The following is a 15985-nucleotide window of genomic DNA, read 5'->3' as shown; positions in this document are numbered from 1 at the left end:
GTGAAGACGGCGCTCAGCCTGATTGATCCTTCAAATCAGGCTTGCAACGTCCCATCGGCAAATGCCGCGCAGTATTGCTTGCCGTCTGTTCAAAGGTGAATTTTTAATTTATCACCCGGCCAAAGTCATCTTCGAGGCGTTCGATATCACTTTCCTCGAGCGTGCCTCCGTGTTGTACCTCGATGATCAGGAGATCGCCCGGCCCACCACTGGCGCGGTGAATCGAGCCGCAGGGGATATGGAACGTGGTTCCTGCCTTGGCTTTCACTAGGTGACCATCGCAGAGCAGCTGTCCTGTTCCAGCCACCACAGTCCAATTCTCGCTGCGATGGCGATGGCGCTGCAAGCTCAGTCTGCAGCCATGGCGCACCAGCAGTCGCTTGAGTTTGTAGCCAGGACCTGAAAGCAGGTCTTCATACCAACCCCAGGGGCGTTCCACCCGTGTTGACACGCTTTGAACCGTCACTGCTTCTCTCACAGCATGCCGTCATTGAAGGCATGCGCCAGTCGGTACAGCTTCAGCTGTTGGCGTGCCCGAGTCATCGCTGTGTAGAGAAGGGCGGAAGAATCCAACGCGTCTTGCGGAGGCCACAGCAGAATCACATTGGTGACCTCACTCCCCTGCGCCTTATGGATGGTGAGGGCCAGCGCTGGCTCTAGCTGGCGGATGCGCGCAGGATGAATCAGTCGGAACTGGCTGCCTGCATTGCCGTCGTTGCAGCGGAACAAAAACCGTCGCGACGCACCCTTGCCGACCGCGAGACCCAAGTCTCCATTGGCGAGTCCGAGATCCATCTGATTTTCGCTGCACAGCACCGGCAGACCTTCAGGCCATCCCGAAGGATCATCTCCTTGGACCAGATCGCGATGCAGGGAATCAACACCCCAGGGGCCCCGGCGGCGAGGACAAAGAACGATGAGATCGTCGAGCCGACTGAGCAGTGCTGCGCTGGTTGTCGGGTTGGGATGGCCCTCTGAGTCCGTGGATAATTGGGCCGTTGAGCGGCCGAGTTCAGCCAGACGGTTTCGCAAGACTTGAATCACGGTGTCGGGGATCCGACGGTCATGGCAAATCTGGAGGGCGACATTTGCCTGCTCGTCCAACCCGTTGCACGCCTCCCAGAAAGCCTCTTCCCCCGCGTTGCGCAGCAGGCTCCCCAGCCGAGCCAGCTCTCCTCTGTTGCGGTAAATCCGGTTGAGGCAGATGGCTGCATCACCGAAACGGTGCCGGCGTTCTGGGTGCTGGAGGTGTTGCCAGACCGCTCCAACGCCGATGGGCGGCAGTTGGTTGGCGTCTCCCACAAGCACCAGCTGTGCCTCTTGAGGTAGGGCCGCCAGCAGTGCCTGAGCCAGGTTGAGATCCACCATGGATGCTTCATCAACCACGAGCACATCAAGATTTAGTGGGTGCCGGCTGTTACGGCCGAAGCCTCCTGGGCGCGCTTCCAAGAGGCGGTGCAGGGTGGTGCAGGGCAGGCCCTTGGTTTGCGGGTCGCTCTGAAGCGCTTCCTCTAGGCGTCGGGCCGCCTTGCCGGTGGGAGCCGCCAGATGGATACGCAAGGCCTCGCGTTCAGCCATTGCTTGGAGCAGCATCGCCTGCACGGTGCTGGTTTTCCCCGTCCCCGGGCCGCCGCTCACCATCACCAGGCGATGGCGTGTGATGGCTTGGACAGCGGCCCGCTGCTCCGCATTGAGCGTCCCGAGCTCTGGCGGATTCACGGCGTTGGCTTGGCCCCCGCTGGGCAGGGTGTGACTGCGATCGATGAGTTCCTTCTCCAGGCACTGCATGGCTTGATGCCATCGCTTCCAGTGCAATTGATCGCCATCGAGAACCATCAACTGGGGCGGATCAGTCAGCCATCCGCTGCGCTCGAGGAGCTCGCGCTGCCCTTCCTCGATGCTCAGGCTTGTTTCTCCCACGCTGAGAGCTGCCGTGAGTGCCTGTACGAGATCCTCGAGCGCCTGTTCATCCGTTGCTGACAGGCTTGCCACGGGCGGACGGCGGCGGCGCAGCATGGCCATGACTCCGTTGGCGAGTTGCTGGCTGAGTTGTGCGCCTTCGCTGCGGTTCATGGCTGGGTTCCTTGGAGCAGCTGATTCAGACGTTCCAGCCGCTGCAACGGTGCCGGTTCGAGGATCACGCCGCTCCCCCCCGCTCGCTGACACCGCGAAGAAAGACGTAGGCATAGCCGCCGAGATGGCGATCCGGGGAGTAGTCGACCAGGCGCCACCGCAGGAAGCGATGCAGGGCCACCAGGTAAAGATGGGCTTGGAGGGGGTAGTGGTGCTGGAGCATCTGCTCCTCCATCGCGGATTGGGTGTAGTGCCATGGGCCGCAATAAAGGGGCTGTCCTCCGCCGTCCCGCTCGCCGATCCAGTTGCTCTTCCAGTCGGCGACCCACCAGCGGGCGGTGGCGAGATCATCACCATCGGTGAACACCAGATCGATTGAGCCTGTGAGGAAGCCCCGGCTGTGAATGTCCAGGGTCTCCAGTCGAGCGGCATAGTCCGGACCGAACCGCTTGTGGGGGTCGCGGCGGAAGGCACTGGCGAGAGCCGATGCCCGCACAGCTCTGCCCGTATGGGCCACTGGAAGATCGAAGCTGAGTTCATGCAGGCGCCGACCGCTGTGGAGATCAGCCAGGCGCAGACTGTCGAGGGGGCCGCCGAGGGGTGAGCGGAGCACCGTGTTGACGGCCTTGAGAACGTCCTCTTTCAACGTGAGATCCAGGCCGGAACGACTCAGCTCGCGCTCGACGAGCTCATGGTTGCTGGGCTGATCGATCGGCTGATCGAAGGGAATCTGCTCCAGGATCCGGTGCAGGCAATCGCCTGCTGTCGCTCCACGCGGAAACGTACCGAGAGAGCCGGTGCGCGGCAGTGGCTCTCCGCTTGGCTGGACGTCTGGCACCTCGTCTGGCCCCAGGTCTCGTGCGCTTGTGGATGGCGCTTCGGTTCCGGCATCCACATCCCGGCCTTCTTCGAGTTCGTGGGGGTTGTTGCGATTGCTTTGGTGTGGGCTGGAGGCACTAGCAATCCATGCTGAGTAGCTGCTGCGTCCCCAGGAGCGATCCAGGGTTTCCTTCGGTACCGGTCCGCACTGAAGCGACTGGGGTTGTCTGGATGGACTCCAGCGCAGGTCTGGAGGGATGGATCGCGGGTGATGCAGGCTGATTCGCGGATCGTCATCGCCTGCGCGTGCATCCAGCCAGGGATCCAGAGGATTGCCGCTGGGGTTGGCTTCACCGGCACTGAAGAGCACCAAATGGCGTTCAGCGCGGGTGACTGCCACGTAGGCCAAGCGTTCGGCCTCCGCCATGCAATCCAGGGCATCGGCGCAGGCGGCTGCGTGCCCGCTGCCCCAGTGCGGATTCAGGGCCACCCTCCAGCTCCCTGAGCGATCACCTGCGGGAAGACGCCACAGCGGCCCTTTCCCAGGGGATGGCGCCTCCCAGAGGTAGGGACAGATCACAACTGGATATTGAAGACCCTTGCTGCGGTGCACCGTGACCACGGCCACTGCGCTGGCCACTAGATCGCTGTAGGGCTGACGCTGTTCCGGCACGTTATCCGGTGGATGCAGGCGTTGCCGGCGCAGCCAGTCGGCTCCGCCTGCAGCATTGAGTCCTTGTCGGTGCATGGAGTCCTGCACCAGGCGCGCGCATTGCTGCAGATCTCCCAAGAGACGTCCGCGTGTCGACAGGTCGGCCAGGGTTTCCCCTTCCAGGAGCTGGGCCAGGCAGCCCATCACTCCAAGCCGAGGCAAGGCATCGGCGAGGGCCTGGAGTTTGGCGGCGAACTGGTCGAGTTGCCCGTTTCGATCGCATGCTTCAAGGGTGTCGGCAGGCCATTGCATCAGGGCTCCTGCCGCCAGTCGGCGCAGTCGTTCATTGTCCGCCGGGCGGGCCAGACCATCAAGAAACCATTGCAATTCAACGGCTCCACGGCTGCTGAGCACATCCCCGGGGCTGATCAGGCGGCTGGGCAGGCCCACCCTTGAGAGCTGGTCACGGATTGCTTCAGCCTGCCGGTGGCGACTGACAAGAATGCAGAGGTCTGCAGGCGTGAGGGAGGTGTCGTTGCTGAGGATCTGAAGCAGCAGATCCGCAGCGAAGCAGGGGATGCTTGCTTCCAGATCGGTTCGGCTCCTGCTGCCGCCGGCATCCTCGGGATTGAACGCGAGGATCTGCAACGGTGCCTCGCCTGCCGGCAGTGACAGAGGGGTGCAGCTGGCCTTCGCCGATACCGCTGGTACGCCGAGTTCGGAGTGTTTGAGTCCTGGAGACATCAAGCGATTCATGGCCTCCATCAGGGGAGGTGTGGTGCGCCGGTTGTCGAGCAGATCGTCGATGCGATCGACCTGAGCGCGTGCGCTCTTGTAGGTGTTGAGATCACCGCCGCGAAAGCGATAGATCGCCTGTTTGGGGTCCCCCACCATCAGCAGGAGATGCTCGCGGGAGGCAAAGGTCTGGCGCAGGAGTGTCCACTGCAGGGGATCGGTGTCTTGAAATTCATCGATCAACGCAACCTTGTAGCGGGCCCGCAGGGCTGTAATCCATGGTTGAGACCTGGATGGATCCGTGGGGTTCAGTGCATCCAGCAGGCCGGAGAAACCCACCACTCCACGACGTTGGCGTCGTTGATCGATCTCGCGCAGTCCGCGCATGAGCAAATAGCGCCAGGTCTGCTCCCCAGGTCCATCCCAGAGCGCAGCGATGGCTTGCATCAGCTCTGGTCGAGGCAGGCTTGGTGAGGTTTCGCCGCATTTGCGGGCTGTTTTGGAGAAGACGCCTGGGTGGAAAAAAGTGCCAAGAATGGCCTGGTTGCGTACGTATTCGTAACGAATTGGTAACGATTGCGTGTCATTGCGCGTTTCAATCCAGTTGCTCAGCAGGGCGGCGCGATTCTTCGTGGGTTTGCGGCTGTAGGGCTTCGTGTCCTTGCAGCCGAGGCTGTGCCATTCCTGGGCGCAATCGCGAAGGCACTGCTCCAGTTCAACGCCTTCGCTGCTCCAGAGCTCGTGGAAGTGCAGCCATCGCTGCTTGAGCCAGAGGGGAAAAATATCCCGTAGAGCGTCCTCAGGATTGATGGTCTCGGCGTCTTCGGCGATGCGCACACCGCAATCGCCATCAAGACGCAAGAGTTCAGCCGTCAGGGTGTCTTCCCGCAGCCCTGTCTGCAGGAGCCCGGCGACATCCCCGGGATCAAGCGTGAGAATCTGCTCCCGCCAGAGGTCATGGGCCACCTCTTCCACCAGGGTCTGAGGGTCATCGTCGAGCGAGAGATCCAGGCTCCTGCCACTTTCCAGGGCTTGCCGGCGCAAGGTGCGCCGGCAGAAGCCATGAATGGTGGTGATATCGGCTCGCTCAAGCGCTTCGAGAGCTTCAAGAAGCAGGCTGGCCTTGTTTTTGCGCCCAGCTCGATCGCGGCCGTGCTCCTCCAGCCACTCCTGGAGAACCGCATCGCTTGCCGCTGCCCCGCCATCGTCTCCCTGTTCAAGACGCAGGAGCCCTTGAAGCGCTCCGTCGAGTCGCTTGCCGATGCGGTCACGCAGTTCATCGGCCGCTGCTTCTGTGAACGTCACCACAAGAAGTGCATCGAGCTTGAGCTCTCTTTCCACCACAAGCCGCATCACAAGATGGGCCAAGGCAAAGGTTTTGCCGGTGCCTGCGCTGGCCTCCAGCAATCTCAGCCCCGGGGTGAGCGGGTAGCGGTTCGGCTCGAAGCGGATGGTGCGGGCTTCCCCTTGACCTGTCATTGGCTTCTGGCCTCGAGAAGCGGGGCATACAGGCTGTCGAAGGCGCTGTCGAACCCGGGGCTGTTGAGGAGATAGTCCGCATCACAATCGTCACCGAAACAGGCCTGGAGATCACCTCGATCCCGTTCGGCCCAACGCTTGATCCCGCCATGCCAGCAGGTGCTGAAGGCGCGGTCGGCAACGTCTCTCCCTTTGGCCAGGGTGATCGCCCTGGCCAGTCCGCTTTCCGGGGGGATCGGCCAGCAGATCCGGAGCCCCTCATCAGCCAGTGCAAACAGGTCGCTTAGCAATCCATCAGCCTGCTGCGGCTCCATCGGCATCCAGCGCATGGCGACGGAGAACGTCTCGGCTTTGCTGCTGCTATCACCGCGGCAAATCACCACGGTCGGAGAGCCTCGGCCCTCCCGCTGGTTGAGAAGGTGTTTGAACCAGCCCTCCAGCACGGTGCGGGCCTGAAGCTTGGAGGTGCTGATCATCACAGCGGTTTCTCCCGCCACTGGCAGTGGCGGAATCGCGAGCTTCTCCCATCGCGGAGGCTGCTGCAGGGTTCCGAGGCTGAACAGGGCGGTTTGTAGGTTTTGCCAGCGCTGTTCCAGGCGGCTGTCGTCCAGCGCCGCCCCAGCCCCGGGCGGTAGCAGCCCTCGGCCGCAGCTCCATTGCAACCAGTCTCCGGACTTGGAGGTGTCCCACCGGGCCTCAGGGTCTCTCGTGAGCGCATCGAGTTCATCATGCAGGCGCTCTGTCATCAAGGCGCGAAGGGCGCGTTCGGGTAGGGCCAGCGGTGATCGATCTTCAACGGCATCACACCACTCCCCAGCTTCGATGCCCCGCTGCCGGAGCCAGGCCCGTTGGGGAGCTTGCAGCCAGCGTTCCAGCTGTTCCACTTGGTCGCTGTTCAGAGTGTTGGCCTGCGCTGCCGCGGGTTTCGCTTCCAGGGTCCAGTGAATGGGCAGGGCGAGACCGAGGGGGGCATGGCCTGGGGCCGGGCGTTGCGGATCATCGAGGCACTGCCTGGCCTGAAGCAGGCGACGATCACAGCTCAACGCGTCAGTTTTGGCAGGGATGAAGTTGGCTGCGTCCAGAGGGTTGGCCGGTGGTTCGATCAACACCTGAGCCATCGCCTCCTCGCTGAGCTCCTGTCGCAGCAGGCTGAGCCACTGCTGCACGGGCGGACAGGGTGGCAGCGTGTCTCCGCGTCGTTCATCACGGCTGCTCCAGCTGATCAACAAGTGCTGACGGGAGGAGAGCAGCGCCTCGAGTAGCACGTAGCGATCCTGATCCGTACTGCTTGGATCCCCAAGCCTCCGCTGCCGCTCCAGCAGATGAAATCCCGGGCGTTCCCGTGTACGAGGAAAGGAGGCGGCATCCAGCCCCATGAGCACGATGACCCGATGGGGAATGGCACGCATTGGTTCGAGGGCGCTCACGGTCATGGCACCGCTGCGGTGCCCGAAGCGGCCACTGTCGGCCGAAAGTGCTTCCTCGAGAACCGAGATCACCACAGTGGTTTCCAGGTTGAGTTCGCAGTGGCCAGCCTGTAGCACCCAGCAGTCCAGGCATTGCTGGATTGCTTGCAGTTCCCAGTCCCAGGCACCACCGTCGCCGAAGAGATCGGAGAGCAGCCGCCGCAAGCGTTCCACCCACACCGAGCAGCTTCCGCTTTGGCGCAACTGAGCGATCCATCGTGCAACCTGATCCAAGAGCGGCCACCAGCGCTCGAGCTGCTGAAGGCTCAGATCTGGGAGGGCGGGAGCACAGGTGCCAAGTGCTAGGCCAGGCTCATCGGGGAGGATCAGGCCGATGAGCCAGCGATCAAGACACCAGCGCAGGCTGTGGGTGTCATCGCCATGGCGTTCCTCACGATCGAGCCCCCAACGGAAGCCGCTGCGTTGCAAAGCCGCGGTGATGTCCATCGCCTCCTGGGCTACGAGACCCTGAAGACTGAGAAAGGCCGGATTGCTCATCAGTGCTTCCAGTCCTGTGGCGGTGAGACGCTCCGCACTGAGCTGAAGCAGGGTCATGAAGGCCTGCTGCAATCCAGGGCTGTTCTGCTGACTGCGGTCGGTGAGGCGCCAGGGCAGATCCACTCCGGTGGCGTCCTGGTCAGAGAGCACTGAGGCCAGCAGCGGGGCATAACGCTCAACATCAGGCGTCATCACGAGGATGTCCCGTGGTTGAAGCGTGGGATCGTCGGCCATCCAGCGAAGAATGCGATCCCGCACCAGCTGCACCTCCCTCCAGGGGCCTGCGCAGCCCATGAACAGCAGGGATTGATCCGAACGCTTGAGCTGTAACGAAGCGTGCTCGGGGCTTGCGAGCTGTCGTTGTAGTTGCTCCAGCAACGACGCCTGCCGGCCTTCGGAGGCTGCCATCGCCACCGGGTCGGCAAACAGATCAGCCTGGTCCGTGCTGCTGAGCAGGCAGTCACCACTGCCCTCCAGCAGCAGCTGGAATTCCCCTCCCATGCGACCGAGGATGGCTTCCAGTTTCGGGGCCTCGATCAGCCAGGTTCCATCTGGGGATGCGGTCCAGTTCTCGCCCAGTCGGCGCCGTCTTCGCGCTGATCGCTCCCATAGATCCGGGCATGGTGTGAGCAAATAAAGCTCCACCTGCATCACTCCGGCCAGCGCCTGAAGCAAATCAATCTGCACCGGGGCGAGGTTGCTGAGACCGAACAGCCTCAGGCGCCTCGGCAGCGTTGTGGCCGGTGCTTGCCCCAAGCGGAGGTGATCAACGGCCCGTTGAACCTGTAAGCCGAAGGGATCGCTCGGAAGCCGGTCAGCGAGCGCACGCACGAGAAGGGGCTGCCAGCGCAGCACGCCCGGGAGGTTCCCCCCGTCATCTCCAGCCAGCCAGTTAGCCAGTTCCTGAGGTCTGTAAAGCGCGTAATCGTCCACCGCATCCGCCAGTTGGCGGGCGAGCAACCACTGCTCCCGCGTCAGAGTCTCGGATGCTGTGCGGTGACTGTTCCACCACTGCCTGAGCGGTTCAGCCTCCTTGCGCTGCATCAGTTGCGGCAGCACAGCGAGCACCGTCCAGACCAACCGTTCGGCTCGCCAGGGATCATCAATGGGGGGCTCCGTGCTCAGCACCGCTTGCACCAGTTGGCGCAGGCGGCTCCCGGGGAAAGGGAAGCGCACAAGAGCGCTGATTCCGTTGATGCTGGCCAGTCGTTCCCCCAGCCAACGGCTGGTAGGCCAGGTATTGACCACCACCTCGACCTGTTCAAACGGGTTGGGAGGGTTGAGATTGAGATCCTGGGCGAGGAGCTGAGCCAGAAGCTCCGCTCTGTTGCTGCGGTAGATCCTCAGCAAGGCAGCCCTGTGGCCAGTTCCTGTTGGTGAGCTGGACTCACAGACACGGCTCTGGGTCCATGCACCTGAACTACCGATTCGGTTTCAGGGCAATAGGCGGTTAACAGGCCTCCGTAGACCGCGCCGGTGTCAATCATCACGATCTGGCCTTGAAACTCAACAGTCGGACGCGGGGTGTGCCCCACCACAACCTTTCCGTAGCGCCCGTTGTAATGCTCCCAAAAGGGTTCACGGATGTTCAGGTCGGGGCGACCACTGTCGTCAAATCCTGCGTGGGTAGCGATCCACCCATCGCCTTGAAACACATCAGGAAGCTGCTTAAGACGATGCAGCCACTGGTGCGAGAGACCGTCCCCAAGTTGGCGGTAGGTGTCCATCGTCAAGAGTTCGGGATGGCCGATGGCGGGGGAACTTTCGAGTCCCAAGATCAAGGCCTGCTCATGGTTGCCACGCAACCATGTGGCCCGTCCTTCGCAAACCAGCTCCCAGACCAAATTCATGCAGTCGGCGATGGCTGGACCTCGGTTGATCACATCACCGCAGAACACCAAGTGGTCGTTGCGTGGCAGAACCGACAGCAACCTGACGAGGGCTTCGTGGCATCCATGCACATCACCGATGATCCAGTGGTGTTTCGGCGGAGGTGCCATTGCCATGAACAATCTCTAGAGATTCTGCCCGCTGAGCCTGCTTCTGTCAGTGGACGTGGTTACGGTGAGCGACTTTCGTCGCTGGTTATGGATCCTCGTTCCCTCCCTGTGGCCCGTCGGGTCACCCTGTTGGTTCAGGCTCTTGATGGAGCGAAAAAAACGAACGAGGCCTTAGCACGCTGCAACAACGGAGAGGAAATGCTCGATGTCTTGCTGGGTGCGTCTCAAAAGCTTGGGCTTGGGCTGACGCGCGAGCAGCTGGCCAACACCCCACCCATCCGGGACTGGGTGTGGTGGAAAAACAAAGAAGCGCCGATCACAATTGGCAGTTAGAGACGATCACCAGCAGTTAGTTCTGTAGTGACTGTGGAGGAGCTTGAATGAATCTACATTGGATGCAAATTGATGTGATTTAAGGTCTATTTTAGGTGGATTGGTTCGATGGATGTTTGCGTTGGAAGCGTCATTAATCGTGAGAGAAATATGTTCTCTTTGCTCTGATTCTCAGTTTTTTTGTTGAGTGTTTGCTGGCTGCTCGTTCGGCACGGCTTCGAACAACACCACATCCAGCTCGCCGACCCAAGCCACGATGGCGATCAGTCCAATGATGGATCCAAAGGCCAGTATCAGGCGGTTCACAGTCATGCGTTGGAACTACTGTGAAAAAGAACGGAGAGGGTGGGATTCGAACCCACGGATGCTTTCACATCGCTGGTTTTCAAGACCAGAGCCATCAACCACTCGACCACCTCTCCTGACACAACCCTCACTGAAGGTTGAAAACCCATCTTAAAGGAGTCCCTCTGCAGGGACTCCTCCATTGTGGTCAGGAGTTCGGCTTGGCCAGAGGCAGCAGGCATTTATCGGAATCGCAGCCTGCAGGACCCGCCTCGCTGATCTCTCCCATGTCGTAACGCTGGAGGGCTTCGAAGAAGTCCGCGCTCACGCGGCGCTGGATCACCTCGTTCTGCATGCGTTCATAGGTGTCGGCATCAATGGGCTCAAAAGGGAGCCTCGGGAACGTGGCATTAGCGTCGAAACGGGCCAGCAGGGCTGCTGAGATGTAGCCGTCGCCGTTTTCGATGGTCTTGTGAAGAGCATCGGTGAGAGTTTCAATCTCGTGCTCGCGGAACTCGATGGTTGCCGAGGTGTTGTGCGCGGTGTAATGCGTCTGAACCTGCATGTAGAAGTCGAACTGCGCCATTGCCGAGAACGCGTTGATGTCCACGGCATCGGCCCCGGGAAGATTGGCCCAGCTCACTTCCGTAGGGATTTCCACCAACCATTCAGTGCAGCGCGGATCAAATGGATCATCGAGAAGTCGACCCTGCTCGTCCTTGTCGGATTGCGATGGCACAACGGTGTAGCCGTAGTCCATGCAAGCCATGGCAACGGGGTCGTTCTTGCGGAAGGTGATGCGGCGGATGAAACGCTGGGCCTTGGGGGGGTGCCAGCCTGGTGCCGCGCCAGTGAGCAGGCTCTTGGTGCCTGCGGGTTGCACGGTGGTGCAACGGTTGGGGCGACGCAGGCCATGGCGGTCGCAGTACTCCCACACGGCCTCATTCACCGTGGCTTTCCAGCGGCTCAGGTACTCCGCTTCACGCCGTTTGAACTCCTTGCCTTCCTCGGTGTTGGGTCGTCCGGCTTCCCACCACTGCAGCCAGGGGGTGCCGAAGGCATGCACGAAGAAGTCGAACAGGCCGGTGAAGCTCACGCCCACAATCGGATCCCAGGCACGACTCTGGCGGTAGCGCTCCACTTCAAATTGATGGTTGAGCAGGCAGGCCACTGACAGCGCACCCGCGCGGAAGGCATCGCGTTGGCCCTCGTCATCGCTGGGGTCGATCTGGTTGAGGTGGATCTCCGCCAGGTTGCAGTGGAAATCGGCACCGAGAATTTCGCCGCAGGGGTTGAGGCCGTAACGGCCAAGACGGTGCTCCAGTTCGGCCACATCCATGGGCCCGTGGTTGAGATCGAGCCAGCGGCCGGCCTCGTCCCGGCCTTGATCGCAGTAGATCTCGATGAACTCCCGGCGCAGTTCCGGTGTGTTGAGGAGATCGGCGTTTGAGCGCGCGATCGCCTCAGGCGCGAACTGAATGGCACCCTCACCACTGTGGAATTGGCGGGTGACAGCTTCAAGGAGCACGTCGCGAGTCGGACGCGTGTGATAGACGCGAGTGTGATTGGCCATGCGCAGAGCATCCCGTTCAGGATCGATGCGCCAGTTGCCCTCGTCATCCTGTTGCCAGAGATTGTCCTTGGCACCGGCTGCGCTGGAGTCGTCAGAGGCGAACTGGCGCATGCCAGCACTGCGACGGATGTTGCCCGCCACGATGGTGACGGCGGCTTCGTCGATGAGCAAGCAGCACTCCACGGAGGTGAGCTTGCGGCCGATCGCTTTGCCGAGAAGACGTGCAACCCTCCCATACAGATCTTTGAGCTTCACTGGATTGGCCATCCCGCCGAAGCCCTTAAGGGTTTCGCCGACCGGGCGGACATCAGAGAGATCAACCTCAACCTTGACGGTTCTGCCAGCAAACCGAGCATCACTGCTGAGTTCCAGCAGAAGTTGGTAACTGTCCACCCAGCCGCGTCGGGTGTCTCCGACCTTGATGGAGACCAAGTCATTGCTGATGGTGTGGCTGGTCTGCTCTTGACGCTCTCCAGCGGGGGTGACACCGATGTCAGACACCGAAAGGATCTCAATCGGGTTACTGACCATCGGCAGACGCTCGATCAGATGGGGCTCAATGATGGCTCCAGTACCACAGCCCATCATCGCCAGATCCATCATCAGACCAAAGGCTTCCCAATCCACAAGGTTGGTGGAGGTGCAGTTGTAAGCACCGGAGAAATTTTCCTGCTGCTCGATCCACGGTGTGCCACCGATCCAAAGCCATCGTCCGGATGGGAGTGCTTTCTTCTCGGCTTGCATCCGAGCCATCAACTCCATTTCCTCGGACGTGAGGCTGCCAAGCTTCTCCAGTCCGCCAAGGTTGCGTGCGCCGACCTGCGTCCAGCTTTCCCGTCCCACGCTGCTGCGACGGCTGTAGGTCCGGTAAAAGACGGGATTGGCGGCGGGGGCGGTCGCTGGGAAATCGCCATTCCCAGGCAGCGTTGCATTGGTGTCCGAGCTGACGCTGCGGGTTGGAGTCAGGGTCACAGGGCTTGGGATCATTACTGGCACCCTAACGCCAGCGATGGGGCCAGCAAGGGTGTGCCAGCACCACCTGCAGTGTTCAACTCGGCGTTGTGTCTGCCTTGGTAGCGGTGGCTGCATTCACCCTCCTCGATGCATTCTTTCGGTTTCTGAGCGCGTCGGCCATCGCGCGTCCCTTTTGAAGTCAGACTTTGGAATTGAAGTCCACTGACTCGACCCGATGATCCAGCGGACGCCTGAGCCGGAGCTCATGAATGAGCCACTGCAGGTGAAGGCTTACGCGGCGGCGGATTTTGCTTCAACTGACCAGGCGCTGGTGGAGCGCCTTGATCAGTTGCTGCGGGACGCTGATCGTTGGCCTGCCCATGGCGACTGCCTGATTGATCTTGGTTGCGGTCCCGGCAACATCAGTGAACGTCTGGCCCGGCGCTGGCCGCGTTGCACTGTTGTCGGTGTGGATGCCGCCGAACAGATGATCCTTGAGGCGGAGGACCGCCGCCGGCAAAACAGTATCCCCAGTGATCGGCTCCAATACGTCGTCGCTCCGCTCCCCTGGCATGCGCCCTCATCCCAGGCGTCTTTGATTGTGAGCAATAGCCTCCTGCATCACTTACATGATCCTCAGAAACTCTGGGGATGCCTTCGTCCCCTCGCCGGTAGCCACTGTCTGGTTCTGCATCGGGACTTAAGGCGACCGTCCAGTTCAGCTGAGCTGGATCAGCTCTGTGAGTGCTACACGGCTGATGCTCCGGAGTTACTTCAGAGGGACTATCGGGCTTCTCTTCACGCAGCTTTCACGGTCGAGGAGGTGAAAGAGCAACTGCGGGACGCCCAACTCGATCACCTCCAGGTTCGAGAACTTGAGGATCGCTATCTCGAAATCAGTGGCTGGATCACGGGCTGTCAGGCTGGTCTCGATCAGCCCAGCGCATGAGCACGGAATCAGGTCCACAAGACAACAGCGAACTGTTGGAGGCGGTGGCACGCCGCAGAAATTTTGCGATCATTTCCCATCCAGACGCGGGCAAGACCACCCTCACAGAAAAACTGCTCTTGTACGGCGGTGCCATCCAGCAGGCTGGAGCCGTCAAGGCCCGGGGAGAGCAGCGCAAGGTGACCTCCGACTGGATGGAGTTGGAGAAGCAGCGGGGGATTTCGATCACTTCAACGGTGCTGCAGTTCGACTACACGGGCAACACCATCAACCTGCTCGATACTCCCGGACACCAGGATTTTTCAGAGGACACCTACCGGACACTGGCGGCGGCTGACAATGCCGTGATGCTTGAGGATGCGGCCAAGGGATTGGAGCCTCAGACGCGCAAGCTTTTTGAGGTCTGCCGAATGCGGCAGATCCCGATCTTTACCTTCATCAACAAAATGGATCGACCAGGGCGCGAGCCTCTGGCGCTTCTCGATGAAATCGAAGCTGAACTGGAACTGACGCCCTGGGCTGTCAACTGGCCAATCGGCAGTGGCGAGCAGTTTCGAGGTGTGATCGACCGGCGGACCCGTGAGGTGGTGTTGTTCAGTCGTGCTGAACGCGGCAAGCAGTCAGAAGAACGACATCTGTCTCTGGATGATCCAGAACTTCTGGATCTGGTGGAGTCCGACCTCCTGGATCAGGCGGTTGAGGAGATGGATCTTTTGGACGCTGCCGGAGCGGAGCTCGACCTCGAGCTGGTGCATGCCGGTGAGCTCACGCCGGTGTTCTTCGGATCAGCGATGACCAATTTCGGTGTGCGTCCTTTCCTCAACGCCTTTCTGGAGATGGCGCAGAAACCAGTGGCTCGACTCGGTCATGACGGGCCTGTTGATCCATTGAGCCCAGATTTCAGTGGCTTCGTGTTCAAGCTTCAGGCCAACATGGATCCACGCCATCGCGATCGTGTGGCTTTCGTGCGGGTGTGCAGCGGCAGGTTTGAGAAGGACATGACCGTCCGCCACGCGCGAACAGGCCGAACCATTCGTCTCTCCCGGCCCCAGAAGCTCTTTGGTCAGGATCGTGCTGTGGTGGAGGACGCCTATCCCGGGGATGTGATCGGTCTCAATAATCCAGGCATGTTTTCGATCGGGGACACTCTTTATGTGGGTTCCAAGGTTGAGTACGAGGGCATTCCCTGTTTCAGTCCGGAGATCTTTAGTTGGCTCCGCAATCCGAATCCCTCAGCCTTCAAAAATTTCCGCAAAGGTGTGAATGAGCTGCGCGAGGAGGGTGCCGTGCAGATTCTCTATGACACCGATGAGAGCAAACGCGATCCGATCCTCGCGGCTGTTGGTCAACTACAGCTTGAGGTGGTTCAGCACCGTTTAGAGAATGAATATGGCGTAGACACCAGGCTTGAACCTCTGGGTTATCAGGTAGCCCGCTGGGTGAATGGTGGTTGGCCAGCGCTAGAGAAGGTGGGTCGGATTTTCAACTGCAAGACCGTTCGCGACGCATGGAACCGCCCGGTGTTGTTATTCAAGAATCAGTGGAACCTCAATCAATTGTCTGAAGAGCATCCTGCTCTCGAGCTCAGCACGGTTGCTCCTGTGGTGAGTGGTGTCGAGCCGATCAGCCTTTGAACCAAACGTTGATCAGAGCTTGAAGCCAGGTCTTGACATCGTGGGCAGCAGCCACGGGCCAAGTGCCGGACTCAAACGCCAATGGCTGGCTCTGACGATTGGATGGGGGTCGGGTCAGGGTTTGCATCACAGCCTCTTTCATCTCCATTCAGCCTTATCCCACTCTTTACTTGCGTCCGGCGTGGCTGTCCGTATCCCCGGATGGTCCTCACGGCAGCAGATTGAAATCGCCAGACTGCATATTGTTGTGTGGTGTGGTTTGGACACCCTCTGGCTGCTTCGGCCCTGTGATGACGGAGGAACGGATTACGTTTGCTTCCGTGATTGCAGAGATCGCGTGGAGGTGCTTGAGGGATATCACCTGCCGCCGCAGATGCCGTTGATCAAGCATCGCCAATTTCTTCTCAGCACTGAAGTTCCCGGTTTCCGCCATCGTTGCGAACGTCAACAAGGCTTCCGGCATGGCCCCCCTCTGTTCTGAATCGTTTGTCGATGGCGATTGATCAACTCATCTGGTCTTCATCCTCGATACCAT

10 protein-coding genes, 1 tRNA gene and 1 pseudogene are annotated in these 15985 nt (G+C 60.6%); 4 read left to right on the top strand and 8 right to left on the bottom strand.

What is annotated here, in order from left to right:
- Positions 1–103 precede the first annotated feature (103 nt).
- From ACLM45_RS04320 to ACLM45_RS04300, 5 genes and pseudogenes are all read right to left on the bottom strand, one after another.
- Positions 104–466: a phosphomannose isomerase type II C-terminal cupin domain gene (locus tag ACLM45_RS04320; RefSeq protein ID WP_038004997.1), complete on the bottom strand. Its 363-nt coding sequence runs from the start codon at positions 464–466 to the stop codon at positions 104–106.
- Positions 467–474: 8 nt separating this feature from the next.
- Entirely contained in the window at positions 475–2016 is a 1542-nt protein-coding gene (locus ACLM45_RS04315) for an ATP-dependent DNA helicase (RefSeq protein ID WP_415411343.1), read from the bottom strand.
- Between the two features lie 53 nt (positions 2017–2069).
- A pseudogene (locus ACLM45_RS04310) lies at positions 2070–5758 on the bottom strand (UvrD-helicase domain-containing protein).
- The gene (locus tag ACLM45_RS04305; protein ID WP_415410774.1) at positions 5755–9072 is read right to left on the bottom strand and encodes an exodeoxyribonuclease V subunit gamma; all 3318 of its coding nucleotides are present in this window, start codon (positions 9070–9072) and stop codon (positions 5755–5757) included. The pseudogene ACLM45_RS04310 and the gene ACLM45_RS04305 overlap by 4 nt, the downstream one beginning before the upstream one ends.
- Positions 9066–9722 (bottom strand): metallophosphoesterase, encoded by a 657-nt coding sequence (locus tag ACLM45_RS04300; RefSeq protein ID WP_415410773.1) that lies wholly within the window; start codon positions 9720–9722, stop codon positions 9066–9068. The genes ACLM45_RS04305 and ACLM45_RS04300 overlap by 7 nt, the downstream gene beginning before the upstream one ends.
- Positions 9723–9809: 87 nt before the next feature.
- Between ACLM45_RS04300 and ACLM45_RS04295 the strand changes: the two genes are divergently transcribed.
- Positions 9810–10055: a hypothetical protein gene (locus tag ACLM45_RS04295; RefSeq protein WP_038004371.1), complete on the top strand. Its 246-nt coding sequence runs from the start codon at positions 9810–9812 to the stop codon at positions 10053–10055.
- Positions 10056–10226: 171 nt separating this feature from the next.
- On the opposite strand, the gene ACLM45_RS04290 is transcribed toward ACLM45_RS04295, so the two are convergent.
- The 3 genes from ACLM45_RS04290 to nrdJ all read right to left on the bottom strand — a co-directional run bounded on the left by ACLM45_RS04290 (position 10227) and on the right by nrdJ (position 12900).
- The gene (locus tag ACLM45_RS04290; RefSeq protein ID WP_006041676.1) at positions 10227–10367 is read right to left on the bottom strand and encodes a hypothetical protein; all 141 of its coding nucleotides are present in this window, start codon (positions 10365–10367) and stop codon (positions 10227–10229) included.
- Positions 10368–10392: 25 nt separating this feature from the next.
- Positions 10393–10477 (bottom strand) — tRNA-Ser (locus ACLM45_RS04285).
- 71 nt (positions 10478–10548) lie between these two features.
- Positions 10549–12900 carry a ribonucleoside-triphosphate reductase, adenosylcobalamin-dependent gene (gene nrdJ / locus ACLM45_RS04280; protein ID WP_415410771.1) on the bottom strand — a complete coding sequence of 784 codons (2352 nt, stop codon included), beginning with the start codon at positions 12898–12900 and terminating at the stop codon, positions 10549–10551.
- A 232-nt stretch (positions 12901–13132) separates the two neighbouring features.
- Between nrdJ and ACLM45_RS04275 the strand changes: the two genes are divergently transcribed.
- The 3 genes from ACLM45_RS04275 to ACLM45_RS04265 all read left to right on the top strand — a co-directional run bounded on the left by ACLM45_RS04275 (position 13133) and on the right by ACLM45_RS04265 (position 15931).
- Complete coding sequence (locus tag ACLM45_RS04275; protein WP_415410770.1) at positions 13133–13816, top strand: methyltransferase domain-containing protein; 684 nt, start codon at positions 13133–13135, stop codon at positions 13814–13816.
- Positions 13813–15450, top strand: coding sequence for a peptide chain release factor 3 (locus tag ACLM45_RS04270; protein WP_006041672.1), 1638 nt, complete (start codon positions 13813–13815; stop codon positions 15448–15450). Before ACLM45_RS04275 ends, ACLM45_RS04270 begins: the two co-directional genes overlap by 4 nt.
- A gap of 259 nt (positions 15451–15709) precedes the next feature.
- Positions 15710–15931 carry a hypothetical protein gene (locus ACLM45_RS04265; protein ID WP_038004995.1) on the top strand — a complete coding sequence of 74 codons (222 nt, stop codon included), beginning with the start codon at positions 15710–15712 and terminating at the stop codon, positions 15929–15931.
- The last annotated feature ends 54 nt before the right edge of the window (positions 15932–15985 follow it).

Origin of the sequence: Synechococcus sp. A10-1-5-9, assembly GCF_047716785.1 — a bacterium.
Classification (GTDB): domain Bacteria; phylum Cyanobacteriota; class Cyanobacteriia; order PCC-6307; family Cyanobiaceae; genus Synechococcus_C.
The sequence above is the reverse complement of the archived record's forward strand: the minus strand, read 5'-3'. Positions and strand labels throughout refer to the sequence as shown.